The sequence below is a fragment of the Candidatus Thiodiazotropha sp. AKAK2 genome, from assembly GCF_058244685.1.
The window spans coordinates 1-25,837 of sequence record NZ_JBSYOP010000038.1 but is presented as its reverse complement, the minus strand read 5'-3'; the positions used below and the strand labels follow the sequence as shown (position 1 = coordinate 25,837).

22 protein-coding genes, 1 tRNA gene and 3 pseudogenes are annotated in these 25,837 nt (G+C 51.8%); 21 read left to right on the top strand and 5 right to left on the bottom strand.

Going from position 1 to position 25,837, the window contains the following annotated elements; all coding sequences use genetic code 11:
- Positions 1-94: 94 nt before the first annotated feature.
- Together AC4IE8_RS20160 and AC4IE8_RS20155 are read right to left on the bottom strand one after the other, a co-directional pair.
- Positions 95-2,257: a putative bifunctional diguanylate cyclase/phosphodiesterase gene (locus AC4IE8_RS20160; RefSeq protein ID WP_490791840.1), complete on the bottom strand. Its 2,163-nt coding sequence runs from the start codon at positions 2,255-2,257 to the stop codon at positions 95-97.
- Between the two features lie 541 nt (positions 2,258-2,798).
- Positions 2,799-3,695 (bottom strand): transporter, encoded by an 897-nt coding sequence (locus AC4IE8_RS20155; RefSeq protein ID WP_490791839.1) that lies wholly within the window; start codon positions 3,693-3,695, stop codon positions 2,799-2,801.
- A 209-nt stretch (positions 3,696-3,904) separates the two neighbouring features.
- On the opposite strand from AC4IE8_RS20155, the pseudogene AC4IE8_RS20150 reads away from it, so the two are divergent.
- Positions 3,905-3,979: pseudogene (locus tag AC4IE8_RS20150) on the top strand (hypothetical protein); the annotation flags it as partial.
- 66 nt (positions 3,980-4,045) lie between these two features.
- Positions 4,046-5,095 (top strand): annotated as a pseudogene (locus tag AC4IE8_RS20145) (transposase); the annotation flags it as partial.
- Between the two features lie 134 nt (positions 5,096-5,229).
- Here AC4IE8_RS20145 and AC4IE8_RS20140 read toward each other — a convergent pair.
- Together AC4IE8_RS20140 and AC4IE8_RS20135 are read right to left on the bottom strand one after the other, a co-directional pair.
- On the bottom strand, positions 5,230-6,270 hold the full coding sequence (locus tag AC4IE8_RS20140) for a glycosyltransferase family 4 protein (RefSeq protein ID WP_490791838.1): 1,041 nt from the start codon (positions 6,268-6,270) through the stop codon (positions 5,230-5,232).
- Positions 6,221-7,036 (bottom strand): UDP-2,3-diacylglucosamine diphosphatase, encoded by an 816-nt coding sequence (locus AC4IE8_RS20135; protein ID WP_068992177.1) that lies wholly within the window; start codon positions 7,034-7,036, stop codon positions 6,221-6,223. Before AC4IE8_RS20135 ends, AC4IE8_RS20140 begins: the two co-directional genes overlap by 50 nt.
- A 383-nt stretch (positions 7,037-7,419) precedes the next feature.
- Between AC4IE8_RS20135 and AC4IE8_RS20130 the strand changes: the two genes are divergently transcribed.
- The 11 genes from AC4IE8_RS20130 (at position 7,420) to thpR (ending at position 16,537) form a co-directional block, all read left to right on the top strand.
- A complete protein-coding gene (locus AC4IE8_RS20130; protein ID WP_068992175.1) occupies positions 7,420-7,788 on the top strand; it encodes a diacylglycerol kinase in 369 nt (122 codons plus the stop codon).
- A 43-nt stretch (positions 7,789-7,831) separates the two neighbouring features.
- Entirely contained in the window at positions 7,832-8,320 is a 489-nt protein-coding gene (locus AC4IE8_RS20125; RefSeq protein WP_490791837.1) for an NUDIX domain-containing protein, read from the top strand.
- A 1-nt stretch (position 8,321) separates the two neighbouring features.
- Positions 8,322-9,956 carry a phosphotransferase gene (locus AC4IE8_RS20120; protein ID WP_490791836.1) on the top strand — a complete coding sequence of 545 codons (1,635 nt, stop codon included), beginning with the start codon at positions 8,322-8,324 and terminating at the stop codon, positions 9,954-9,956.
- Complete coding sequence (locus tag AC4IE8_RS20115; protein WP_490791835.1) at positions 9,949-10,839, top strand: GAK system ATP-grasp enzyme; 891 nt, start codon at positions 9,949-9,951, stop codon at positions 10,837-10,839. The genes AC4IE8_RS20120 and AC4IE8_RS20115 overlap by 8 nt, the downstream gene beginning before the upstream one ends.
- Positions 10,836-11,957 (top strand): HprK-related kinase B, encoded by a 1,122-nt coding sequence (locus AC4IE8_RS20110; protein ID WP_068992165.1) that lies wholly within the window; start codon positions 10,836-10,838, stop codon positions 11,955-11,957. Before AC4IE8_RS20115 ends, AC4IE8_RS20110 begins: the two co-directional genes overlap by 4 nt.
- A gap of 113 nt (positions 11,958-12,070) precedes the next feature.
- Positions 12,071-13,051 (top strand): histidine phosphatase family protein, encoded by a 981-nt coding sequence (locus AC4IE8_RS20105; RefSeq protein WP_068992162.1) that lies wholly within the window; start codon positions 12,071-12,073, stop codon positions 13,049-13,051.
- A gap of 45 nt (positions 13,052-13,096) precedes the next feature.
- Entirely contained in the window at positions 13,097-13,801 is a 705-nt protein-coding gene (locus tag AC4IE8_RS20100; RefSeq protein WP_068992159.1) for a histidine phosphatase family protein, read from the top strand.
- The gene (locus AC4IE8_RS20095; RefSeq protein ID WP_083226088.1) at positions 13,791-15,158 is read left to right on the top strand and encodes a metallophosphoesterase family protein; all 1,368 of its coding nucleotides are present in this window, start codon (positions 13,791-13,793) and stop codon (positions 15,156-15,158) included. The genes AC4IE8_RS20100 and AC4IE8_RS20095 overlap by 11 nt, the downstream gene beginning before the upstream one ends.
- The gene (locus AC4IE8_RS20090) at positions 15,155-15,430 is read left to right on the top strand and encodes an amphi-Trp domain-containing protein (RefSeq protein WP_068992156.1); all 276 of its coding nucleotides are present in this window, start codon (positions 15,155-15,157) and stop codon (positions 15,428-15,430) included. Before AC4IE8_RS20095 ends, AC4IE8_RS20090 begins: the two co-directional genes overlap by 4 nt.
- A 92-nt stretch (positions 15,431-15,522) precedes the next feature.
- Entirely contained in the window at positions 15,523-16,023 is a 501-nt protein-coding gene (locus AC4IE8_RS20085) for a CinA family protein (protein ID WP_490791834.1), read from the top strand.
- Positions 16,016-16,537, top strand: a complete 522-nt coding sequence (gene thpR, locus AC4IE8_RS20080; RefSeq protein WP_068992150.1) for an RNA 2',3'-cyclic phosphodiesterase — start codon at positions 16,016-16,018, stop codon at positions 16,535-16,537. The genes AC4IE8_RS20085 and thpR overlap by 8 nt, the downstream gene beginning before the upstream one ends.
- A gap of 67 nt (positions 16,538-16,604) precedes the next feature.
- Here thpR and AC4IE8_RS20075 read toward each other — a convergent pair whose 3' ends face one another.
- Positions 16,605-17,489 (bottom strand): LysR substrate-binding domain-containing protein, encoded by an 885-nt coding sequence (locus AC4IE8_RS20075; protein ID WP_068992147.1) that lies wholly within the window; start codon positions 17,487-17,489, stop codon positions 16,605-16,607.
- 94 nt (positions 17,490-17,583) lie between these two features.
- Here AC4IE8_RS20075 and AC4IE8_RS20070 point away from each other — a divergent pair, with 94 nt between their 5' ends.
- From AC4IE8_RS20070 to AC4IE8_RS20035, 8 genes and pseudogenes are all read left to right on the top strand, one after another.
- Positions 17,584-18,816, top strand: coding sequence for an MFS transporter (locus AC4IE8_RS20070; protein WP_068992144.1), 1,233 nt, complete (start codon positions 17,584-17,586; stop codon positions 18,814-18,816).
- Between the two features lie 216 nt (positions 18,817-19,032).
- Positions 19,033-20,061, top strand: coding sequence for a recombinase RecA (gene recA / locus AC4IE8_RS20065; protein ID WP_068992141.1), 1,029 nt, complete (start codon positions 19,033-19,035; stop codon positions 20,059-20,061).
- Positions 20,040-20,150 (top strand): annotated as a pseudogene (locus AC4IE8_RS20060) (hypothetical protein); the annotation flags it as partial. The gene recA and the pseudogene AC4IE8_RS20060, both read left to right, overlap by 22 nt.
- Positions 20,151-20,258: 108 nt before the next feature.
- Positions 20,259-20,504 carry a regulatory protein RecX gene (locus AC4IE8_RS20055; protein WP_414630418.1) on the top strand — a complete coding sequence of 82 codons (246 nt, stop codon included), beginning with the start codon at positions 20,259-20,261 and terminating at the stop codon, positions 20,502-20,504.
- A gap of 548 nt (positions 20,505-21,052) precedes the next feature.
- On the top strand, positions 21,053-23,680 hold the full coding sequence (alaS, locus tag AC4IE8_RS20050; RefSeq protein WP_490791995.1) for an alanine--tRNA ligase: 2,628 nt from the start codon (positions 21,053-21,055) through the stop codon (positions 23,678-23,680).
- Between the two features lie 142 nt (positions 23,681-23,822).
- The gene (locus tag AC4IE8_RS20045) at positions 23,823-25,046 is read left to right on the top strand and encodes an aspartate kinase (protein ID WP_068992130.1); all 1,224 of its coding nucleotides are present in this window, start codon (positions 23,823-23,825) and stop codon (positions 25,044-25,046) included.
- 201 nt (positions 25,047-25,247) lie between these two features.
- Complete coding sequence (gene csrA / locus AC4IE8_RS20040) at positions 25,248-25,430, top strand: carbon storage regulator CsrA (RefSeq protein ID WP_069126133.1); 183 nt, start codon at positions 25,248-25,250, stop codon at positions 25,428-25,430.
- Positions 25,431-25,626: 196 nt separating this feature from the next.
- Positions 25,627-25,719 (top strand) — tRNA-Ser (locus AC4IE8_RS20035).
- Positions 25,720-25,837: the final 118 nt, after the last annotated feature.

Genomic DNA, 25,837 nt, shown 5'->3' with positions numbered 1-25,837 from the left:
GTAGATGGACACCCATCCATAATTTGCCAAGTTTACTTTCACCTTGAACCTGGCCATCAGAAGCAAATAATTTAAGAATGGGTGCCTTTGTATTTTACTTGTATTTTATTTTGTATTTTTTGTATTCTTGTATTTTGTTCTTATTAATAAACGCTATGATTTCTTCTTTAGGCAAGGGTTTTGAATACAGGTAACCCTGAATAGAATGGCAATGGTGCCTTTGCAGTATATCGGCCTGATCCGTGTGCTCAATGCCTTCAGCAACAACCTTTAGATCCAATGTCTTTCCAATGGCAAGAATATTTCGCACCAGAAGATAATCTGGCCGAGAGTGCTGAATATTGTCAATGAATGATTTGTCAATCTTGATTTCATCAATAGGGAGCTTGCTCAGCATGCTGAGTGATGAGTAGCCTGTACCAAAATCATCCAGAGAAATGTGAAAGCCCCTTTCGTGTAACTGAAGTAGTATATTTTTAATGTAAGCCAGTTCTTCAACGAAAATACTTTCCGTTATTTCAAGTGTTAATAATTTGGGTGGAATACCGGAATTGCCAATAATCTCATCAATGTCATTTAAAAAGGTGTCACTCAGAAATTGATAGATGGAAAAATTGATGGAAAGCGTGAATTCTTTGTTGGTTTTCGCCAAAATATCCTTGAAATCATTGATAGCGATGGTGGTCAGTTCCCGCCCTAAATCTAAGATGAGCCCTGATTCTTCGGCAATATCGATAAATTGTAATGGTGGAATGAATCCCAGTTCTGTGCTGTTCCAGCGCGCCAGCGCCTCAATTCCAGTTAAAACACCGGTATTGGGTTCGATTTGTGGCTGATACACGAGGTGGAATTCATGCTTGGCAATGCCATCATCCAAAAGCTCTCTTATCCGGCTGCGTTGTATTACCTGCTCGTGGGTCTCCTCAGTATAAGTGTATAGGTTAATTTGTTCCTTTTTCGCTTTCCAGAGTGCCAGGTCGACACACTTTAGCGCTTCTCTATAGGATATGGAGGAGAGGTTTCCCTTGAATATTCCCGCTTTAATATTGAGCCGTAATTTGACATCACCAATTGCTATGGGTTTTTTTACCTCTTCAAGCAACTGCTCTATGGCAGGCTCGATTTTATCGGATTCTGAATCTGGTGAGATGATAAAAAAATCTGGACCGATATCACGTATTAAATAACAAGGGTTGGTGCAGTAATTCTTGAGATAGTTCGAGATATATTGTAGCAGCAGGTCACCGGTATGGTGTCCAAAACGCTCATTGATAAGATGAAATTTATTAATGGATATTTCGGCTAATACGTAGGTTCCGTTAATAGGATGCTCTTCCATAAACACCTGCTCTGAGGCGCGTCTTGTAAGCAGGCCGGTCAAGCTGTCGTGTTTGTTTTTGTATTCGAGATCAAGGCGGTGTTTTTCGTTGAGTTTGTCGTATCGTTTAAAGAGGAAAAAAAGTACGGTATTAAATCCTATGGTCAATAGTACAATTCCATAGATATAGCTGAGAAATTGTCGCCAGATCTCTGAATAGGTATACCCAGATGCGATAAACAGATTATAGGTGGGAACACTGCTAAGCATGATCAAAGTGTGCTCTCCATTAAGCACTCTTTGCTGGTAGCTGTGACTATTTTCTCCCGCCAGAAATTCGTCTAGTGATAGCCCAATTTCTTCTTTTAGTGATTTCGAATGAGACGCCAGGGTTTTTGCTATCGGACCCTTCATCATATTCGCAGAATATAATGATGCAAACTGATCTTTGTCAAAAAAGCTGTTATGTATTAACCAGTAATCCGATGTTGATATCACGTGGTTGATCCCCGTTGTTCTCGCGCCTCTGGTAAGCAGCGTGGTTAGATCTTCGAGGTCAATGGCAAAGCAACCAACATCACCTTCAGAGAATCGATAGCAGATGGGGGTTACCCATTGTTTCTGGGTTGTGTAGTAGAAGCTGTTTTTCAAAAAGACCTGTTCTGGTTTCTGTTTATCAAGAAATTCCCTGTCGAATGTCAAGTGGCCTTGAAAAAAGTTCGTTCCTGCGTTTCTATCAAAATCAATCGTATCAATGAATGTGCTGAAAATCAGATTGATTTGATCTTGATTTCTATTATTATAAGATTTATCAAGGAGTTGGAAGATTTCACTCATCTTCACGATTTTTTCCAAAAGATAGCTTTTGGTCAGTGCGTGGGCATGATTGAGGTCTGATTTGATGCTGGAAAAATGTTTATCCCATGTGTACACCGACATGACGAATGTCAAAAGGATAGAAACAAATACGGTTGCTATGAAAAGCAGCCATACGTTTTTTCTTAATCTATGCAACTCTTTAACCTAACTGAAGGTGTATTGTTATGGTGCTTCCAATAGGCGTTAATCATTACCCTTGGTCTTAGCACCTCAACCAGTTTGGGCAGTCCAGTCCATACAAAATACTGGCTTAGCGGTTATCCTGATTATCAAGATATAACGACAGCTGGCTAACCGGTAGCATTCAGTGCTGAGAATGTGTAATTTCAGCTGATAGGGCTGCTCTTGGAACAATTTGTAGTATATATTGTATATTTTGGCCAGTTTATTATCATCATTTACTTGCGGTGCGCCAATCAATTTTAAGATATTATCTTTGGCGGATTTCAAGTAGAAATCTTATGATTTTGCCTTACTGAGCAGCCCCCTCTATCAGAACATCAAAAAATCTACTCGGATTTCGTTTTATTGGTGAAATCGGTATTAGCTAAGATTGTGTGGTAAAAACGATTACCAGAGATTTCATAGGGTGCCACTTGTATTATTGCCATAGACGCTGATAACGCAGAATGGCATGTTGTGATTCGATAAAGCCATTTTCCGTATCCAAATCACTACCAAACTGGAGAATTAACTTCCCAAAGCTGAACTTGCCCATAACTGCCAGCTGATAACGGTCACGCTTTATTCTGTCATCCCGATCAACGCCATCCAACTGTGTTTCGCCACCTGTATGAATGAAGTAACTCCCAGCCAACATGAACTGCTTGTTGATGTTGTACATCAAAGTTGCCTGCGTGGAATACAACGGTTTTTGCTCCAGACACTGATGAGTCAGCCGGTAATCGTCATTGTTGCCAAACCACTGCACGTCGGTTGACAGCATGCCCTCGACAGAATCTGTCAGTTTTGTGTGATAGGTAATCTTGAAGGCTGCACCATAACGGTTCTGACCAAGATTAACCAGTTTATTACTGTCGTATTTGCCCGTCGGTGCGATTAGATAACCGGTCAAGGAAAAATAATCTCCCGTTTCGCGATTGGCATAAGGCCAGTACGCAAAAGCGAAACCCGTATCACCAATGCCGGTTGAATTATCATTACCAGACAGAGAACCACCGGGTTCTACCGCTCCCAAAGAAGGTTGGATATAAAAACCGGCCGGCTTGCCGTTTATTGAAAATGAACGGGTGTAGCGTAATAACAGGTTTGAAATGTTAAGCTTGGTATCAAGCCCCTGCTTGCGCCCTTGAATGTACCTGTCTCCAGTTTCAATATTCACGAGAGATGCCATAAAGCTATTCATATCCGGCGGTGGTGCGACCGCATAGCCCGGAATAACGTCTATTGCATGGGCAGGTGACAGGAATAGTACAAAAACAAAGCTAGGCAGTGTATAAAAAACAAATCTATCAATAATGCTGTTCTTTGTTTCCATAAAAATAAAATCAGATAGAAACGCTTGTGCCAGAATTAAATTAATAAATTTGCGCGCAGTCAGTTTACGCTACTGTGCTCTACATGAGCATATATCGAGTTGGATTTCAAATTCTAACTTCAACTCATAAGTGCATAACTCGTAGAAGGTAGAAGAAACGGCCAGTTTTCCGTAGGTTAACCGCTTTTTCTCCGGCAAGAGATGACACAATGAGCAATTACAATCAACTGACCTATGAACAAAGATGCCAAATTGAAGCCCTAACAAAAAGTGGTTTCAATCAACAAGCGATAGCGGGTGCAACTGGTGTGGATCAATCTACCATCTCATGTGAGCTAAACGGTAACACTCTGATTCAGAAGGCAGGATTCACTCGAAAGACCGCGCAGACCGGTGCGGTGACGCTGATCCAGCGGTTCGGCAGTGCGCTCAATCTCAATGTACATTTCCATTTCCATTTCCATTTCCATATCCTGTTCCTGGATGGGATTTAAACGGAAACCTAACACGGTCGAACACGGTTCCAGCGCACCGATGGGCCAGAACAGCAGGAACTGATAGAGCTGGTGCATACGATCAGCCACCGGGTTGCCGGCTTTCTGGAGCGCGAGGGCATCCTCGAGCGTGATGAAGACGACTGCATAGATGCAGGAGGTAGGGTGAAGCAGGAGCCAGAGCCGAAAACAGTTACCTGGATTTGGATGATGCGGATGAGAACCCCAGGCAACAGGTATTGGGGTGCTCGGTCAGTTATCGCATTACCGTGGGGTGGGGCCACAGCAGGGGCGCAAGGTATTCACGCTGCAGACGATCCCGTCCTGGGAAGACGATGATCGATTTTCCCAGGTGGCGAAAGTATCTGGCTTTAACCTACACGCCGGTGTCGCGGCACATGCCTGGGAACGGCAGAAGCTGGAGACTATGCCGATATATTTCAAGACCAGCGGTATCCGAGAAGCGGCTGTCACTGACATCCTCAGGGAATATTCGGTACGACGTGAAAGGAATCACAAGTGTCACGGGCGCAGGGATGCCAGGAGTGACCCAACTCAAAACGCCCAACAGCGATGGCACAACGCACGTAATCTTTGAGCCGCTGGGTTTCATGTCGCACATCCGGCGACGCTTGTCGTACAAATCGGCTTTCCTGCCGAATTGTCATTGCCAAGCTGGCGGCGCTGGTGCCGAAACCGAGAGTAAACCTGACCCGGTTCCACGGCGTATTCGCGCCCAACAGCAAACACCGGGTAGATGTGACGCCGGCTAAACGCGGCAAGGGCCGTCCCCACGAGGAACACGAAGACAAAACACCCGAACAGCGGCACCAGACCATGACCTGGGCACAGCGCCTGAAAAGGGTATTTTACATCGATGTCTCGGTCTGCCCAAAGTGTGGAGGCGGAAATCAGACCGGTCAGTTTAACCTGAAAGAGGGTAAGAGGTTAATTCCGAATACCGGTGCAAACGGATAGCCGATGAGATTTGTATGATCTTCCACAGCCTTCCCATTATTACGATTCATTGTGCCCTTGTGCTAACTGGTCTTCTCAACAGCCTCTGTCGCTGAATCTGGACAGTTCTTCTGAATCAGATTTAGAAACTGCTGGGTACAAGCCTCCCAGGAGTACTGCTCGGCAAACTCCCGGCAGCTCTTTCTGTCGACTTCCAGGGCTTTGGTCGCCGCAGTTTTGAGATCTTCGTCCATCCAGCCGTTGATGCCGTTTTTGATCACGTCCAATGGACCTTCCACCGGGTAGGTGGCCACTGGCACGCCACAGGCCATAGCCTCCAGCATCACCAGACCGAAGGTATCGGTGCGGCTTGGGAAGACCATTACATCCGCCGCTGCCAGCAGGTTGGCCAGATCGCCGTTTTTACGGTAGCCGAGGAAGTGGACATCCGGGTACTTTTTCTTGAGACTGGCCATTGCCGGTCCGTCACCGATCACAACCTTTGAGCCTGGGATATCCAGATCGAGAAAGTCCTGGATGTTCTTTTCCACCGCAACCCGACCGAGGTAGAGGGAGATGGGACCTTCGAGATCCAGCGCCTTCTCCTTCCTGGGTACGAAGTGGTCGATATCGACACCCCGGGTCCAGTACTCCAGATTTTTGAAACCGTGTTCTTCCAGGGTGGCCTTCATCGAGCTGGTGGCAACCATGGTGAGGGTCGCTTTACCGTGAAACGTTCTGACGAAGGCGTAGGAAAGGGCGAGAGGGATAGGTGCCCGCAATCGTACATATTCTGGAAAACGGGTGTGGTAGGTGGTGGTGTAGGGAAAGTCGTGGCGCAGACAGTAACGCCGGCCCGCCCAGCCGATCGGTCCCTCGGTAGAGAGATGGATCGCATCGGGATTGAACTCATTCAACAGCTTTTTGATTTTGCCATAGGGAAACAGAGAGAGCGGAATATCCGGATAGGTTGGCATTGGCAATGTCCGAAACAGCTCCGGATTGATGCAGAGGATCTCATGACCCCACTGCTCCAGGATGGTAATGGTTTTGTTCAGCGTACGTACGACGCCGTTAATTTGTGGGTACCACGCGTCCGTCAGTATCGCTATCCGCATAGTCATCTTCTCTCTTATCGATAAGTTGCATTGATTCGTCGACCCAGTGGATCAGTTTCAGTGAGCCGTCCGCCTCTTCAGCCAGAGCGGTACAGCTCTCCACCCAGTCCCCGCAGTTGGCGTAGGTCAGACCATCCAGATCACTGATCACCGCATGGTGAATATGTCCACAGATCACTCCGTCCAACTGCCGTTCACGGGCGGCCTGGATCACCGCCTGTTCGAAATTGCCGATATACTTCACCGCCTCTTTGACTTGGTGCTTGAGATAGGCAGAGAGGGACCAGTAACCAAACCCCAAACGTCGCCTGGCGACATTGAACCAGCGATTCAGCCAGAGCAGCAGGTCGTAGGCGTCGCTGCCCAGGTGGGCCAGCCATTTGTTGTTCATCACCACACCGTCGAACTCATCCCCGTGGAGTACCAGGAACTGGCGATCATCCTCGGTCTTGTGGATGATCTCCTTGTGGATCTCGATCCCCGAGAAGTGGAAGTTGAGATAGTCGCGCAGCAGCTCGTCATGGTTGCCCGGTACGTAGATCACCCGGGTGCCCTGCTTGGCTTTGTTGATCACCAGGTTGATGATCTCGTTGTTAATCGAAGGCCAGAACCAACCGGAGCGCATCTTCCAAAAATCGAGAATATCGCCGACCAGATAGAGGTTTTCGCTTTCGGTATGTTTGAGGAAATCGAGCAGATACTCGGTGCGGGCGGCTCTCAGTCCAAGATGGGTATCGGACAGAAACAGACTTTTATATTTCAGTGATGCCATCGGAGTTCTCGCATTGGTCTTGTGAACACCAGTTTGAACACCTGCTTATAGCCATGCGGGCAAGGCCTGAGCAAGTGATGTGAAGTCTTTCTCTATTCGCGACAGAGAAAGAAATTGAGGGGGAGAGAGGCTTTGCTCTCCGGGCTGACCCGGAAAAAACGCTGGCTGGTATTGCTCCATGTTTAATCGGTATGACCAAACATTACTCCTCGCGCCAAAAAAGGCGTTTTTTTGTCAGTACAGGGGGGCAGATTGCTGCTCGCGAGCCCTGTTTCACTGGATGCGAACCATAGTGGTTCTGCGTTGCAGTTTTATGAGAGGATCATGATTTGTTTATGACAGGGTCGATTTTTTATGTCTAAGCTGGTAGAAGGAGCCGCATTATGGTGATGCAAGGCGAACGTAATGTTGGGCTCCGGCGATTGATCAACGCAATGCGCTGGTCAATGAAGGGATTTCGGTCTACCTATAAGAACGAGGAGGCCTTCCGTCAGGAGGTGCTGCTGCTGATCATCCTCGCTCCTTTGGGGCTTTTGCTGGGTGATAATGGAGTCGAGAAGGCACTGCTTGTCGGGCCGTTACTGATCGTATTGATCGTGGAGCTGCTGAACAGTGCTATCGAAAGCGTGGTGGATCGAATCAGTACCGAGAACCATAAGCTCTCCGGGCGTGCCAAGGATCAGGGTTCAGCCGCTGTGCTGGTATCGCTGATGCTGGTGGCTCTGTGCTGGATTATGGTGCTGTTTTTCTAAGCTTACTCGAATAGATCGTGGGAGAAGTGCGTTAAACTTTATTATGAGACAGGCAAGTGAATTGACAGGCCTGGACGCCGATATCCGAAATGCTGTGCGTGCTGTGATTGTGCGAGATGAAGCCGTTTTGATGCAGAAAAAATGGCAGCAGGAGAGGGGCTTCTGGTACACCTTGCCTGGGGGTGGTCAAGAGGTGCAGGAGAGCTTGACCCAAGCTCTGCAGAGAGAGTGTGAAGAGGAGATCGGCACCAGGGTGGTGGTGGACGGCCTGTTGGCTGTCGCCGACTTCTACAAACAACGCAGAACCGAGCCCCCCTCAAGCCGTCATCTGATCGAGTTTCTGTTCGCCTGTTCCGTCCCGGATGACTATCGTCCTGGCGCTGGAGTTCATCCTGACAAACACCAGATCGAGGTGGTATGGCTGCCATTTGCTGAGTTTTCCCAGGTCGAACTTTTTCCAAAAAGTCTTGAGCTCGATCTGCAGCCGGTGTTGCAAGGCGTAAAACCCCTCTATCTGGGAGTGATTGACTGAGATGTCCCTACCGAAGGCGATTAATGACAATCTACAATTCCTGCTCGCTGAAACGGCCTCGCATCTGAGCGTGTTGCGGGACTATCTTGCAACAACCGCCAACACACCACCATCCCGACTGCTCGATCGCAAAGGTTATGTGGAGAATCTGCGTTTGAGCATTCACAACCACTGCCTCTCCGAGCATGCCGCTGCGGACAATCAGGGCGGAAGCAAGCAACTGCTGCGGGCGGTTGAAGATGTTGCCACCCATCTGGAGCGGATCACCGAACTGAGCCGGGAGGCGATGCTGCAGTCCCTGCAGGTGGAGCAGAAACGTCTGTTGAAGCGGGGCAAGTATCTCCCCATGCTGGAGCGGGTGCTGAAGGCATTGGAGATGATCGAGCCGGCACTGGCGGACAAGGACACCCGTCGGGCATTGAAGATCGGTCGGGTGGAGCAGCGTCTCGATCAGGCCTATCAAAAACAGTTGCTGAGCTATTCGAAACTTCTGAAGAAAGATAAGTATCCGGCGGATCATATCTCCCTGATCATGTTGGGCCGTAACATCGAGCAGATGGGTAACGCCCTGTTACGCATCAGCGAAGCGATCATCTCGGCCGCCATGGGACAGCACTTCAATACCGATCGTTACCACACATTGAATGCCTCCCTGACCGAACTGAAGGCGGTGAATGAGATGGATGGTCTGCAGGTGCAGACCATCGCACAGACCAAATCCGGCAGTGCGATCAATGCGGTGGCCAGTACCGGTGAATCTGGCTATCACGGGGTCTTCAAGGATGGAGGCAAGCGTAAACTCAAGGAGGAGAAACAGCGGGTTAACGACTGGCACGAGATATTTCCCGGTCTGGCGCCGAAAATCCTGGCCTATAAAAAAAGCGGCGATTCAGCAGCGATGCTGATCGAACATCTGGCCGGACAGACCTTCGAGCAGATTCTGTTGAGTGGTTCCGATAAGCTGTTTCAGGAGAGCTTCACCCATCTTACCGAGACCTTGAAACAGGTCTGGGATGAGACCCGAACGGCCAAACCGGTCTCAGCCAACTATATGGATCAACTCGCCAAACGTATGGATGATGTGTATGCCATACATCCTGAATTCAAGCAGAACAACCTGGCCATCGGCGGCCAGAAGCTGCCCTCATTCAGCAAACTGCTGACACAGGTTCAGAAGCTTGAAGCTGATATCCAGGCGCCGTTCTCAGTCTATATCCACGGAGATTTCAACGTCGATAACATCATCTACGATCAACAGCAGCAACGGATCAACTTTATCGATCTGCATCGATCACGCTATATGGATTATCTGCAGGACATCACAGTCTTCATGATTTCGAACTATCGTCTGCAGGTGTTCGATCCCAGGGTGCGACAGCGTATTGCGATCATCAGCCATGGCATCTACCGCTTTGCCCGTGGCTATTCGAAAAAGGTCAAGGATGAGGAGTTCGAGGTCAGACTGGCGCTGGGCCTGATACGCTCCTTTGTCAGTTCCACCCGGTTTATTCTCGACAAATCGCTCTCCAGAGCGATGTTCTACCGGGCACGTTATCTGATGGAGCAGCTGCTTGCGGCAAATGCTAAATCCAAACGTCGTTTCAAGGTACCCATAGAGGAGATATTCATTGGTTAAACCGAAAATCGGGGTTGTCGGTATACCCGGTAAATGGTCGACGGAAGTCTTGGCCGATGCGGTGGCAGAGGCGACCGGCTACCGGCTGGTCATCGATATGGCGGAAGTGACTGCGGAGCTGGACAGTGGCAGGTTGCTCTATCGGGGAGAGGATCTGACCCGGCTCGATGCGCTGCTGGTGAAAAAGATCAGTGCGCAGTACAGCCCCCATACCCTCGACAGGCTGGAGATGTTGCGGCAACTGGAGCTGGCCGGGGTACGGGTATTCAGTCAGGTTGAGCGGATCATCCGCCTGATCGACCGACTCAGCTGTACCATGTCCCTCTACAATGCCCGGATTCCCATGCCGGAGACCCGTATCACCGAGGATCCCGAAGCGGCCGCCCAGGCAGTCGAGGCGTTTCAGGCGGCTGTGTTCAAACCGCTCTACTCCACCAAGGCAAGGGGTATGACCCTAATCGAGCATCAGAGCGGTTCTGAGCAGGTGGCTAAACAGATTGCCGAATTCCGCGAGCAGAATCCGGTGATGTATATCCAGAAGAAGCGCGAACTGCCGGGTAAGGATCTGGGGATGGTATTTCTGGCCGGTGAATATCTGGGGGCCTATGCCCGGGTGGGCAAAAAAGGTGTCTGGAACACAACCATTCTGAGTGGTGGGCACTATGAAGGTTATCAGGCCAGTGATGAGCTGATCGAACTGGCCAGGCGGGCGCAAGCGGTCTTCGGGCTCGATTTCACCACCGTGGATGTGGCCGAGACGGACCAGGGGCCGGTGGTCTTCGAGGTTTCCGCATTCGGCGGTTTTCGCGGCGCCCATGAAGGGATGGGGATCGATGTGCCTTCCCGTTATGTTGCCCATGTTATGGAGGCGTTATCATCGTGACTCAACCAGCAGATGAACACCGTCAGATGGAGAGTAAGACCGCCGCTGCCCTGTTGATGCAGGAGCAGACCTTGTGTGAAACCCCTCTCTATCTGAATCTGGGCGGGTTATCGGTCGCCATCAACTCGAACAGCCGGCAACTGCTGACCCGCTTGGCTGACTACTTTTCCTACCTACCGCAACGGCTGGCCGACGATGCACTGGAGATTGTGGCCATTGAGAGCGATGTGTTGGAGACAGGTATCCAGTTTACCGATTGGAAACGGGAGCCTGGAAAGACCGGCCGCAAGGATGCCTACCTGGAGCTGCAGGATGGTCGTATGATTCTTAAAGTGCGTACCGGCATGCTGTTTCTGCAGAGCCGGGATCACTGTGTTGCAGCCGGGCCCTGTCTGACCTATGACAATCAACTGGTCAATTTCATCAACTCCCAGATCATGAACTGGTTGCAGAACCGACACTGGCTGATCTGTCACGCTGCCGCTCTGATGTTGGGCAAGAATGCGGTAGCGGTTGCCGGCTTTTCCGGTGGTGGGAAGTCGACTTTGATGCTGCATCTGATGGAGCATCCAGAGAGCCGCTTTCTGACCAATGATCGGCTGTTTCTGCGTGAATCGGATGAGGTTGTCGAGGCTGTCGGCATCCCCAAGCTGCCCCGGATCAATCCCGGTACGGTGGTCAATAATCCACGCCTGCAGGCACTCATCGATGAGCCTCGCCGCAGCGAGCTGTTGGCGATGCCGAAACAGACGTTGTGGGAACTGGAAGAGAAGTTTGATGTGAATGTCGAACAGTTCTACGGCAAGGGTCGGATCGATACCTCGACAGCGGTGCCTTTGGCTGGGCTGATTATCCTCAACTGGCATCGGGACTCTGACCAGCCGGTTAGTATGAGCCAGGTTTCAATCAGTGGAAGAGAAGAGCTGTTGAAGGCGGTAATGAAGTCCCCCGGGCCATTCTATCAGGATCAATCAGGTCACTTTTTACAGGATGAAGCGCCGTTGGCCACCGAGCCCTACCTGGCATTATTGGATAGAATCCCTGTCTATGAGGTGTGTGGTGGATTGGATTTTGCAGCCTTGACCGAGCTCTGTATCGCCAAATGGGGCGGCACTTAGTCGATAGATTGTGTTGAATAGGATGGACAGGTCAGTTTCAAAAATGGTGTATAAGGCATCACCTTCAAATGGTTGTAGAGAAGAGATAACAGGCCCTAAGAGGTAGAGAGACGATGGCACGTGAATTGTTGTTACTCAGGCACGGAAAGTCTGACTGGAGTGAACAGGTAGAGGACTTTAAGCGTCCACTCAAGGATCGTGGCAAACGGGGTGCGCAACGCATCGGAGTCTGGTTGCTGCAATATCAGCTTCAGCCCGATTATGTGGTCAGTTCTCCTGCCGAGCGGGCCATCATCACGGCACAGAAGGCAGTCAAGGTGATGGGGCAGGATGCCGACAAGATTACCCAGGATCGGCGTATTTATGCCGCGAGGGTTGAAGACCTGCTGCAGGTACTTGCCGAAACGCCGAAGAGCGCCAAGCGGGTGCTGATGGTTGGTCATAATCCCGGTCTCGAAGCCCTGACCGAGTATCTGGAGGGTAAGCGAATTCCCTTACCAAAGGATGGCAAACTGATCCCCACCGCAACCCTGGCCAGAATCAGTATGCCCAACGACTGGAAAAAACTACGTCCGGGGGATGGTAAGTTGGATTCCATAATCCGCGCCAGCAGTCTGGATAAAAAATTCCCATTTCCGGATCCCACCAGCAAGGAGATGCGGGATCGTCCCGCCTACTACTATAATCAATCTTCTGTGATTCCCTATCGCATCAAGGATGGCAAGCCGGAGTTTCTGCTGGTCCGCTCCAGTAAACAGAAACATTGGGTGGTGCCGAAAGGGATCAGTGAGCCCTGGCTGACCCTGCAGGCGTCCGCGGCAAAAGAGGCATTTGAAGAGGCCGGTGTCGAAGGTGACGTGGGAAGTGAAAGCCTCGGCAGTTACAAATATGAGAAATGGGGCGCCGAGTGTTCCGTTCAGGTCTATCCAATGTTGGTCAAAAATCTGATTCCGGAAGATGAGTGGGAAGAGCGTCATCGGGGTCGGGAGTGGCTCTCGCCAGATGAAGCGATCGAGCGTATCAAACAGGCTGAGCTTAAACCAATGATCAAGAAACTGGCAAAAATGCTTGAAAAACAGAAATCCAAAAAGTGATGAAGTGCTTACCATTCCGTTATACACCATCCGGATTGATATCCGATGCCTAGTGTCATTGCGGCTCTGTTAAGGCATGGAGATTATCATCAGCTGAAGGATACCCCCAGTGCCTGGCAACCCTTTCCTCTGACTGAGCAGGGCCGTCAACAGGCGAGACGCTCTGTCACGCTGCTGAGTGGAGCGCTACAGATGTTTGACTGGGATCTCTGTCCTGTGATCGACAGTTCCAATCTGTTACGTGGCTGGCAAACCGCCGAAGTCATCCGCCAGGGTTTCAGTGACGCAATCTCATCACCATTGTCGATCGAGGGCTTTGATGAGTTGGCCGAACGCAGTATGGGGTCTGCGGCAAATCTGACCCGGCAGACCATCGAATCCATACTCCAGGATGATCCGCGTTTTGAAACGCCGCCGGCCGACTGGAAGTCGAACAGCCACTACCAACTGCCTCTGCAGGGTGCTGAATCACTGATGCAGGCGGGCGTCAGAGTGGCTCGTCATCTGGATCATAGGCTTGCCGAGTTACAGCAGCGGGTCGATACCGATACCGTCAAACTATTTGTTGGTCATGGTGCGGCATTTCGCCATGCTGCTCACCATCTGGGGATATTGGAATTTGATCAGATTGCGGCTTTGAGTATGTATCATTGTCGACCAGTTTTTCTTGAGCGCCGCTACGCAGGATCCTGGCGTCATCTAACCGGGGAATGGAAGGTCCGCTCACGAGGAGAGGCATTTGTCGATTAGCGCTGATAACAAAACCGATAAGTATCATCACAAACGACTCCCCAAATACCGGGGGCTGAAGTGGATCAAGCCTGATCTACCCACATCCAGTGAACTCTGGCCGCTTGGCAAGCATCGTTCCATCGTCAAGGAGCGCGGGCAACGTAATACCACAGAGTATCTGCTGACCGAAGTACTGGGTAAGGAGAAATGGCAATGGCCAAAACGGGAGCTGTTCTTCTTTTCAGATCTGCACGCGGATGCAGATGCCTTCATCTCCTCACTGGTTGCCTCCGGCGGGGTAAGGAAAACCGGCGATCAGGATGGTGACCTGAAGTTGACCCGTCGTGGCAGAGAGGCCAGCTTCGTGATCGGTGGAGATTGTTTTGACAAAGGGCCAAGCAATCTGCGGCTGTTGCGGGTCATCCGCCAGTTGAAGAAGCTGGGAGCGAGGATCACCATCCTGGCCGGCAATCACGATATTCGCATCAAACTGGGTATCTCCTCGGTCGGTATGGAGCCTGATCCGAGACATGACCACTTCTTTATTCGCATGGGCAGTAAGGCAATCCCGATGTTGCGTGAGATTGCCGATCAGTATCTGCAGGACAGATCCGCTTTGCAGGGGATTCCTTCAACCCGTGACTGTCGACGTCTGCTCTACCCGCCGAAGCGCTGGTTCAAAGAGTTCCCGAAGATGGCGAGCTGGGTCATGCCGGACAATCGCATGGCCAGAGAGCTGAAACGGCTGAGAGAGAAGATCGATTCATTCGAATCTGATTGTGAAAAGGCCGGCTTGTCACTACGTCAGGCCTATGCGGCGGTACTCAAATGGCAAAGTCTGTTTCTCAAGGATGACGGTGAGTTCAACTGGTTCTTCAAAGAGATGAAACTGGCGGTTCATCATGGCTCTTTCCTGTTCGTCCACGCGGGTATCGACGACCGAATGGCAAAGCTGATCAATCGCAAAGGGGTCAAATATCTCAACAAACAGTTCAAGGAGGATGTGGATGATGAGATCTTTGAATTCTACTACGGGCCGTTGGCCAATCTGATCAGAACCAAGTATCGGGATGTGGATATGCCGCTGACCCGCAAAGGAGTCAGACTGATGAATGAAATAGGAATCTATGCGATCGTGCATGGACATGCCAATCGCTACCACGGCCAACGAATCATGTTGCGCAAAGGTATGCTCAACTTTGAGTGTGACACGACCATCGATCGCCACTCACGCAAAAAAGAGGGCTTGATAGGGGAGGGAGCAGCCGTGACCATATTCCATCCCGATCGACTGGTGTTGGGGATCAGTACCGACTACCCTCAGATCAAGGTGTTCGATCCAAAATCAATCATCGTCAAGAGAAAAAGCTCATGAGGCAAGGCAAAAAGAGTTTTCGACATGAATCCCTGCAGGATCGTGCTTCCATAGAACGCCTGTTGAAATCGATCACCCAGGGTATCGGTAAAGGCAGTTTGGTACTCAGTGATGATGAAGATGAAATGGAGTTAAAGCCCGATGGTTTACTGCAGCTTAAAGTGACCGCTTCGCAGGATTCGGAAAAGCATCGGCTGAATCTGCGAATCACCTGGACAGCGGCCGATAGTGAAGGGATCAAGCAGAAAAAACTCAAGGTCAAGACAGATTGACTGAGTGGAATTGTGGTGCCTGGTTTAAATCGTAATTGGCGTTCATTCAATTGCGGCAGCCTGCATAACAACCTCTTTCTGGCGTAATGGTTATGATCGATTCAACTGAACAGATTCATGGGCTGTGCCTTGAGCTTGCAGAGTTGTTGCGAGCCCGGAGTGATCGCCTGGTGGTCGCCGAATCCTGTACCGGAGGTTGGGTGGCCAAGGTTTTGACCGATCTGCCCGGTAGCAGCGACTGGTTCGACCGGGGTTATGTCAGTTACAGTAATCAGGCCAAACAGTCCATGTTGGGGGTCAGCGCTGAGACCCTGGCGCAGTTTGGAGCAGTCAGTCTGCAGACAGTGAGAGAGATGACCCAAGGTGCATTACAGCAGAGTGGTGCGGATCTGGCTTTGGCGGTCAGTGGCATTGCAGGACCCGGGGGAGGCAGTCAGGATAAACCGGTAGGTACGGTCTGTTTCAGTTGGCAGACGACCAATCGGGATCCTCTGCTTGAACTGTGCTGCTTCGCGGGGGACCGGGAGGAGGTCAGGCTGCAAACCGTGGAGCATGCCCTGCGCCAACTGATCAGGTTGGTTGAAAATGTCTGACCAGCGCCTGTTTTTCGCCCTCTGGCCCGGGGTGGAAGTGAGAGAGACACTGATGCAACAGCTGGCGATGGGTCCACAGGTGAAAGGGCATCGACACCACCCGGACGATCTGCACATGACCCTGGTATTTCTCGGACAGCTCCAGGGACGAAAACCTGCCTGCATCGAGCAGGTGGCCGAGTCACTCTCCGGCCAAAGGTTCGAACTGAGCCTAGATCACACAGGTTATTGGCCCAGGCCGAAGATTGTCTGGCTCGCACCTCAGTCGACACCTGAGCCGTTGATCCAACTGGTTGATGCCTTGAAACAACAACTCACAGAATGCGGTTTCGAACCAGAGCAACGGCTCTATAAACCCCATGTGACCCTCTTCCGCAAGGCCCAGCGCATCTCCCCCTGGCAGTTGGCGCAACCCATCCAATGGCCGGTCAAAGAGTTCGTGCTGGCATCATCGAACAATCCCCAACCGAACCAGAGCCGCTACAAAATTCTGCAACGTTGGCCATTGGCTTAGGCTGGTTTGGTGGAATAGGCTTAATAATCTTTAAATTACTCAGTAAACCGTTTTCATGGACCAGCACTCATTCATGGCTGACATGCTCCAGTATGTAATCCACGAATGCCCGATCGGCCCGGGAGAGGTAACCATCCTTTTTCCAGGCGAGGGAGAGATCCAGGTGGACAGGATCTGAAAATGGCACGGCCACCAGGTCCTGTTGTGCATCCTGTTCGACAACCATACGCAGAAAGGTGGTGATACCGAAACCCTGGCGGACGATCGCTTTTGTCAGGGGAATCAGATTGGTCTCGAAGGCGATGGTTGGCGCTTCGCCCCGCTGTTCGCTGAAACCATCGATGAATTCCCGCAGAAAATAGCCCGGCTTGAAGACCACCAGCTCCTGACTGAAAAACTCATCCATGGTGATCGAAGTTTTATTGGCAAAAGGGTGCTCTTTGGGAACACAGGCAACCATCTCTTCACGGGTCAGAAAGCGGGTCTCGAGATCGGCGGGTGGGGCATCCGCCACCACCACACCCAAGTCGAGTTCACCGCTGCGGATCATCTCCTGCAGACGTCGGGTACCCTGTTCGAATACCGAGAGCCGTAATTCCGGATAGCGGTGTTTGAATCCCATCAGAAAAGGTGGGAAGTAGTAGGAGCCCAGCATGCTCGGGATACCGATTCGCACCTCGCCCTTGGTCAGTCCTTTGAGCTCATTCATCTCCAGATTGGCGATACTGGCCTGTTCCAGCAGTCGATTCGCATGTTGCAGCAATACTTCACCTTCGGTGGTGGCGGTGATCTGGCGCTCGCTGCGCTGCAACAGAGTCAACTCCAGTTCACTCTCCAGTTTGCGGATCGCGATACTGATGGCGGGCTGGGCAATATGCAGATGGCGGGCTGCGGCACTGAAACCGCCTTGCTCGACCACCGCCTTGAAATAACTCAGCTGTTTCAAATTCATATTCAAACAATATCAAAAATATATAAATAATATATTTTCATTATAGGCATTGATTGACTAATCTCAATACAGAAACAACCACGTAATCAACAAGATGATTCAGACCCACAGCAAAGACTTCTGGCGCGCCACCCTGGCCCTTTGCATTGGCTCGGTAATGGTGTTCAGCAATCTCTATATCACGCAACCGCTACTCCCCCAGTTGGCAGAGGTGTTTGATATCGACTCCTTGCAGGCCACCCTGAGTCTCTCGGTTGCCACACTCTCCCTGGGCGGAGCGCTGTTACTTTTTGGTCCCCTGTCGGACGCATTCGGTCGTCGGGTGGTTATTCATACCAGTCTGCTGCTTTTGTGCCTGACGACTTTTGCCACGGCATTTGTCACCGATTACCACACACTGCTGATACTGCGAGGTCTGCAAGGGGTCTTTATCGCCGGACTGCCTGCAGCCGCCATGGCCTATATGGGGGAGGAGTTTGAGCCCCAGGGACTGCTGCTGGCGGTGGGTTTCTATATCGGCGCCAATTCAGTCGGAGGGGTCTCCGGACGCTTGATCAGCGGTCTGGCAGCGGCCGAGTGGGGCTGGTCAAGCAGTTTTCTGGTACTGGCGGGATTTGATCTGCTGTGTGTGGTTGTGGTGATTTGGCTGCTGCCGCCCTCCAGTCGATTCCAGCCCAAGCCGTTTCGGCCATCCCCGGTAATTCACGCTCTGGCCACGCATCTGCGCAATCCGTTGATTTTGGCTGCCTGTTTTGTTGGTGGCCTCAATTTCATGATCTTTGTGAATCAGTACAGCTACATCACTTTCGTGCTGGCAGCGGAACCGTTCGGACTCTCATCCTCGTGGCTGGGTATGCTGTTTCTGACCTATCTCTCCGGCACCCTGGCAGCAGCGCTTTCGGGGCGGCTGGTGAGAAACCGCTCCCAACCCATCGCCATGGGGGTGGGGATCGTGCTGTTCATGTGCGGTACACTGATGACCCTTAACCAGCAGCTGTTCTGGATTATTACCGGTCTGTTCATCAATGCGCTCGGCTTTTTCTTTAGCCACTCCCTGGCTGCGGGCTGGGTCGCCGGCCATGCCAAGCGGAATCGGGGCAGCGCTACCTCTCTCTACCTGATGTTCTACTATGCCGGGGCCACACTGGGTGGCTTCTATCTCGAGCCCTTCTGGCGCTGGCTGGGGTGGTCCGGTGTGGTTGTCGCTTCCCTGTTGATCCTGGGTTTTACCCTGGGGTTGTCCCTATGGCTGGCCAGATTTGAGAAGACACGCGCTTCCGATTGGATTTCTAAGGCGACACAGCGGGCGGATTCGGTTGCCTCATAGGTCGGTTTTGCGCTAACCTTAGGTACTCAAAATGTTCTATTGTGAATGGTGGGAAGTCGCTGATTATCGATTCTATTGGGAAACCAATACCTTAGGTTGAACATAGCAAAATAATTTGAAGTATCGGTTTTTGAGGCTCATGACTTGAGCCTGTGGCCGTGTGATAATCCCGCCATCAATTTCAACGATAAAAGTTTACAGATGAGGATCCACCGAATGGATGATAACCGTGCAAAGGCTTTAAGTGCCGCTCTGGGTCAGATTGAGAAGCAGTTCGGCAAAGGTTCTGTGATGCGTATGGGCGACACCAGTTCCATAAGAAACATTGAAGCCATCTCCACCGGCTCGCTCACACTGGATATCGCCTTGGGTATCGGCGGTCTGCCGAAGGGCCGGGTGGTCGAGATCTACGGTCCTGAGTCCTCCGGTAAGACGACCCTCACTCTGCAGGTGGTGGCCGAGGCGCAAAAGATGGGTGGCACCGCGGCGTTTATCGATGCTGAGCATGCCCTGGATCCTCAGTATGCGGAAAAACTGGGGGTCAATGTGGACGAACTGCTGGTCTCTCAACCGGATACCGGCGAGCAGGCGCTGGAGATCACCGACATGCTGGTGCGCTCCGGTGCGGTGGATGTGGTGGTCATCGACTCGGTGGCGGCGCTCACGCCCAAAGCGGAGATCGAAGGCGACATGGGTGACTCCCATGTGGGACTGCAGGCCCGTCTGATGTCCCAGGCACTGCGTAAACTGACTGCCAATATCAAGCGGACCAACTGCCTGGTGATCTTCATCAACCAGATCCGCATGAAAATCGGTGTGATGTTCGGCAGTCCGGAGACCACCACCGGTGGTAACGCCCTTAAGTTCTACTCATCCGTTCGTCTCGACATCCGTCGCATCGGCGCCATCAAAAAGGGTGACGAGGTGGTGGGTAACGACACCCGGGTCAAAGTGGTTAAAAACAAGGTGGCGCCGCCGTTCAAACAGGTGCAGTTTGAGATTCTCTATGGCGAGGGCATCTCCCATCAGGGTGAGATCATCGAGCTGGGTGTACGGCAGGGTATCGTCGACAAATCCGGCGCCTGGTACAGCTATAACGGTGATCGTATCGGCCAGGGCAAGGAGAACGTTCGTAACTTTCTCAAAGAGAATCCCGAAATCGCCGATGAGATCGAAACCCGGATCCGGGCTGAGCTGCTGCCTTCTCCCGAGGCGGAAGAGGCATTGGAAGAGGCGGAAAGCTGAACCAGCCCGATTATTCGGAAATCGAAGCCGCAGCGGTCAGGTTACTGGCCGCACGGGAACACTCCCAGCAAGAGCTGCGACGTAAGCTGCTGAGTCGGCACTACGATGAGGCGCTGATCGAGCAGGTTCTGGATGATCTGACAAGCGCATCCCTGCTCAGTGATGGCCGCTTCGCTGAATCGTTCGTCGAGAGCCGGGTGAGAAAAGGTCAGGGGCCGCTGCGCATCGCTCTGGAGCTGCGTGAGCGGGGCATCAGTCAGTTTATGATTGACGAAGTGCTGGTGCCTTATGAGGATCAGTGGCAACAGCTGCTGGGAGAGGTCCACGATGCCAAATATGGTGCCATCAGGGCGGAGTCGAACAAGGAGCTGGCGAAACGGGCCCGCTTCCTGGAATCCCGCGGTTTTCCCAGTGAAATGATTCGTCGTCTGTTGCTGGATTGAGCTGTGAATCATTTCCATTAGGGTTTTGTCAGCCAATTCACATGGCTACATCCTGTCACTCTTAATCCTATTGAATTCAATCACGATGGTGATAGCGGATTCATTGGAGCCCTTATCTCCGACCAATTGCGATTTGAGGCATCAAAGGCATTCCACAGCCGAGACTGAAGGCCGGAAGAAGCACAATTCACCAGAGTCTCAAACCCTGATGAGAGAGTAGCTCCCCTCTCCCCTTGCGGGAGAGGGGCCGGGGGAGAGGGGGAGTATTTATCTGTACAATTATCAGTATTAAAACTCCGCAATGCAGGGATTGATGGGAGAGTGCAGTCAACGCTTCAACGACCCTAACGCCTGCCTTCAACCTCTCACCAACCCCTCTCCCATCAAGATAGAGGGGGTTACAAGCCTGATTCCCGGGGAGAGGGTAAATGGCGGCTTTCAACGTGAACAGTTACACGAGAAATTTTAGTGCAACAAAACGGGCTTTTTTTCTCCGTTCCTGCTATCTTTTGTCGTTTGTTTTTTATCAGTAATTTTACGCCGAAATGATGAAGACCAGCGCTGAAATCCGTAGAGCCTTCCTGGACTATTTTGCCCAACATCAGCATGAGATTGTGGCCAGTAGCCCACTGGTTCCGCAAAACGATCCAACTCTGCTATTTACCAATGCCGGCATGGTGCAGTTCAAGGATGTTTTTCTCGGTCGGGAGAAACGGGACTACACCAGGGCGACCAGTTCGCAGCGCTGTGTCAGGGCAGGCGGAAAACATAACGATCTGGAGAATGTGGGCTACACAGCCCGTCATCACACCTTCTTTGAAATGCTCGGCAATTTCAGTTTTGGCGACTATTTCAAACAGGATGCGATCAAGTATGCCTGGGAGTTTCTCACCGAAACCATTGGTCTGCCGGCAGAAAAGCTCTGGGTTACCGTCTATCAGGATGACCAAGAGGCCGCCGAAATCTGGCTCAATGAGATCGGTGTCGACCCAGCCCGTTTCACCCGCATCGGGGACAAACCCGGCGGAAAACGCTATGAGAGCGATAACTTCTGGTCGATGGGGGATACCGGACCCTGTGGGCCCTGTTCAGAGATTTTCTACGATCACGGTGAAGCGATCTGGGGTGGACCTCCAGGAACCCCTGAGGAAGAGGGGGATCGCTACATCGAAATCTGGAACCTGGTGTTCATGCAGTACAACCGGGATGCGGATGGTGTCATGACCCCACTGCCCAAGCCCTCTGTGGATACCGGTATGGGTTTGGAACGGCTTGCCGCCGTCTTGCAGCATGTCCACAGCAACTACGAGATCGATCTGTTTGCCCATCTGATCGAAGCTGCGTCAAAAGTTACCGGTTGTGACAACCTGCAGGAGAAGTCCCTGCGGGTCATCGCTGACCATATCCGCTCCTGCGCCTTCCTGATTGTTGACGGTGTATTGCCCTCCAACGAGGGACGAGGCTATGTGCTGCGCCGTATCATCCGCCGGGCCATTCGTCATGGCTACATGCTGGGTGTGAAGGAGGCCTTCTTCTATCAACTGGTGGAACCTCTCTGTCAGGAGATGGGCGATTTCTATCCTGAACTGGTGAAACAGCAATCCCAGGTGGAAAAGGTCCTGCGTCTGGAAGAGGAGCGCTTTGCCCAGACCCTGGAGCAGGGCATGAAGATCCTCGAAGAGACGATCAGTGGTCTTCAGGGCAAAGTGATTCCCGGCGAGACCGTGTTCAAACTCTACGACACCTACGGTTTCCCCAAGGATCTGACAGCGGATATCGCCCGTGAGCACGAACTGAGTGTCGATCAGGACGGTTTTGAAACGGCGATGGCCGAGCAGCGCAAGCGGGCTCAGGCCGCCAGTCAGTTCGTTGCCGGTGACGCTGTTGATATCGCATTGGATGAAGCGACCCGATTCACCGGTTATGAAGAGCTTGAAGAGGCCGCAGAGGTTGTCGCACTGTCGAAGGATGGTGCGTCGGTCGATCAGTTGGCTGCTGGCGATCAGGGTATGGTATTTCTCAACCATACCCCGTTCTATGCGGAATCCGGTGGTCAGGTAGGCGATCTGGGTGTGCTTGAGGGGAACGGCCTGCTGTTCGAGGTCGAGGATACCCGCAAGCAGGCCGGTGAGCTGTTTGCCCATATCGGCAAGCTTGAAGAGGGGGTTTTGAAGGTTGGAGACAAGGTGACTGCCCAGGTCAATGCCTATACCCGTCAGGCCACCGCACTCAACCACTCCGCCACCCATCTATTGCATGCCGCCTTACGTCAGGTGCTGGGCGATCATGTGGCACAGAAAGGCTCTCTGGTGGATGCGGAGCGGTTGCGTTTCGACTTTTCCCACTTCGAACCGATCACCCGGGAGCAGCTGCAGACCATCGAGCAGATGGTGAATGAGCAGATTCGCTATAACCATCTGGTCAACACAGACATCATGTCTCTGGATGAGGCGAAAAACTCCGGTGCCATGGCGCTGTTCGGTGAGAAATATGACGAACATGTTCGGGTTCTGAGCATGGGGGATTTCTCCACTGAATTGTGTGGTGGTACCCACGTCAATGCGGTTGGGGATATCGGTCTGTGTAAGATTACAGCTGAAACCGGTATCGCGGCCGGAGTCCGGCGAATCGAGGCGGTCACCGGTCAACGGGCGATCGAGTGGATGGAAGCGGATGAGGAGCGGGTACAGCGGGTCGCCGAGATGATCAAGTCAGGACGTGACGAGATCGAAGACAAGCTGACACAGATTCTCGATCGCAACCGCAAACTTGAAAAGGAGCTGGAGCAGTTGAAGGCCAAACTGGCCAGTGCGGCCGGCAGCGATCTTGCCTCTTCTGCGGTTGCCGTGGGCGAGATCAAGGTACTGGCTGCCAATCTGGATGGTGCAGACCCCAAATCCCTGCGCGAGACCATGGACCAGCTGAAGAACAAACTGGGTTCGGCGGTGATTCTGTTGACTGCCGTGGCGGGCGGCAAGGTCTCACTGGTGGCCGGTGTCACCAAGGATCTCACCGGCAGCATGAAAGCGGGCGATCTGGTCAAACTGGCTGCTGAACAGGTGGGCGGTAAGGGTGGTGGTCGTCCCGATATGGCACAGGCGGGTGGCAGCAACCCGGATGCCATACCTCAGGCTCTGGAGTTGGTCGAACCCTGGGTCAGAGAGAGACTCGGTTGAGCATCTGTTAATATTCCCTAAACCTGCGGATTCATGACACTTTTAGATGAGTTGTGATGCACTGTGTGTTTCAACTCATCTGCCAATGGTGTTAAATGAGCAATTTTTTATTGGCACACTTTTTACAGGACTTTGAACAGACATGGCACTCATAGTGCAAAAATATGGCGGTACCTCCGTCGGCAGTGTTGAGCGTATCTCAGTCGTCGCCGAAAAGGTCAAAGCATATCGCGACAGGGGAGATCAGGTTGTCGTGGTCGTCTCGGCAATGTCGGGTGAGACTAATCGGTTGATCGGTCTGGCCAGTGAAATCGATGACAGACCCTCTCCCCGTGAGATGGACGTACTGGTCTCAACCGGTGAGCAGGTGACGATTGCGCTGCTCTCCATGGCCCTGCAGAAGATCGGTTGTGACGCCCGCTCCTACACCGGTGGACAGGTACACATTCTGACCGACAGCGCCCACAGCAAGGCGCGTATTCGGGATATTGACGCCGCTCGTGTGAAATCGGACCTGGATAAGGATCGTGTGGTCGTCGTGGCCGGTTTCCAGGGAGTGGATGAGCACGGCAGCATCACCACCCTGGGGCGTGGCGGATCGGACACCACAGCGGTTGCCATGGCGGCGGCGCTGAAAGCGGACGAGTGTCAGATCTATACCGATGTGGATGGTGTCTATACCACCGATCCCAGGGTTGTGCCCAACGCCAGACGGCTCGAGCGCATCACCTTCGAGGAGATGCTGGAGATGGCCAGTCTCGGTTCAAAAGTACTTCAGATTCGGGCGGTTGAGTTCGCCGGAAAATACAATGTTCCCCTACGTGTCCTGTCCAGCTTTGAAGAGGGCGAAGGCACACTGATCACCTTTGAGGAAGAGAACATGGAACAGGCAAAGATTTCAGGTATCGCGTTCAATCGCGATGAGGCCAAACTGACGATCCTGGGTGTTCCGGATCAGCCCGGGGTGGCGCACAAGATCATCGGGCCGATTTCTAGCCAGAACATCGAAGTCGATATGATCATTCAGAATATCTCCCACGACACCGGTCGCACCGACTTCACCTTTACCGTCAACCGGGTGGATTTCAAGCGGGCCAAAGAGATCCTGGAACAGACAGCGAATGAAATGGGTGCCCGGGAGGTGCTGGCAGACGATCGTATTGTGAAAATTTCCCTGGTCGGTGTGGGGATGCGCTCACATGCGGGAATTGCTAGCAAAATGTTCGAAGCTCTGGCAAAAGATGGTATCAACATTCGTATGATATCGACTTCTGAAATAAAAATTTCCGTGGTGGTTGATGAGAAGTACCTTGAGCTGGGTGTGCGTGCACTGCACGACGCATTCGAGCTGGAAAAAGAAGTATGATCCTAAAATTGCTTGAAACTTGCTTAAACAGGGAGTTTTCTGATCATTTCAGTACTTTTTTCCCTTTTTAACGTCTCTTGCTATTGCTAAAATAGTTTTACCAGTCCCGTATCTGCGGCGGCTTGGTTGGCAATGGTATAAGTCTGTGGGAATTTCTACAGGAGAATACCAATAAATGAAGGAAACACATGGAGACTGGAAATGTTAATACTGACTCGCCGAGTTGGCGAAACCTTAATGATTGGAGATGAAGTCACCGTTACCGTTCTAGGGGTAAAGGGTAATCAAGTTCGAATCGGTGTGAACGCACCACGAGATGTTACTGTTCATCGGGAAGAGATTTACGAACGCATTAAAAGAGAACAAAGTGAAGAATCCTCTTAATTAGAGGTTCTGAACAAAAAAATCCCGGGGTTAAACGCCTCGCAAACAACTTTGCCACGGAAGGCAAAGTTTTTTTTGTTTATATGGAAATAAATCTGTACAATCTCGACTCCTTTTGGGGACCTGGTCGGTGCTCTGAACAGAGACACCATCAGCTGGCCGGAGATTCGGCGAATCGCCCCAAGAGATCAAATCCGGAGAGATGGCCGAGCGGCTGAAGGCGCTCCCCTGCTAAGGGAGTATGGGGTTAATAGCTCCATCGAGGGTTCGAATCCCTCTCTCTCCGCCATAAAAAAAGGGGCCCCAATCGGGGCCCCTTTTTTTATGGCGGAGAGAGAGGATTGATTCGAACCCTTCGTTCGAAAGGAACGAAGTGACGCCGACGCCGCAGCGAAGCGTAGGCGCCC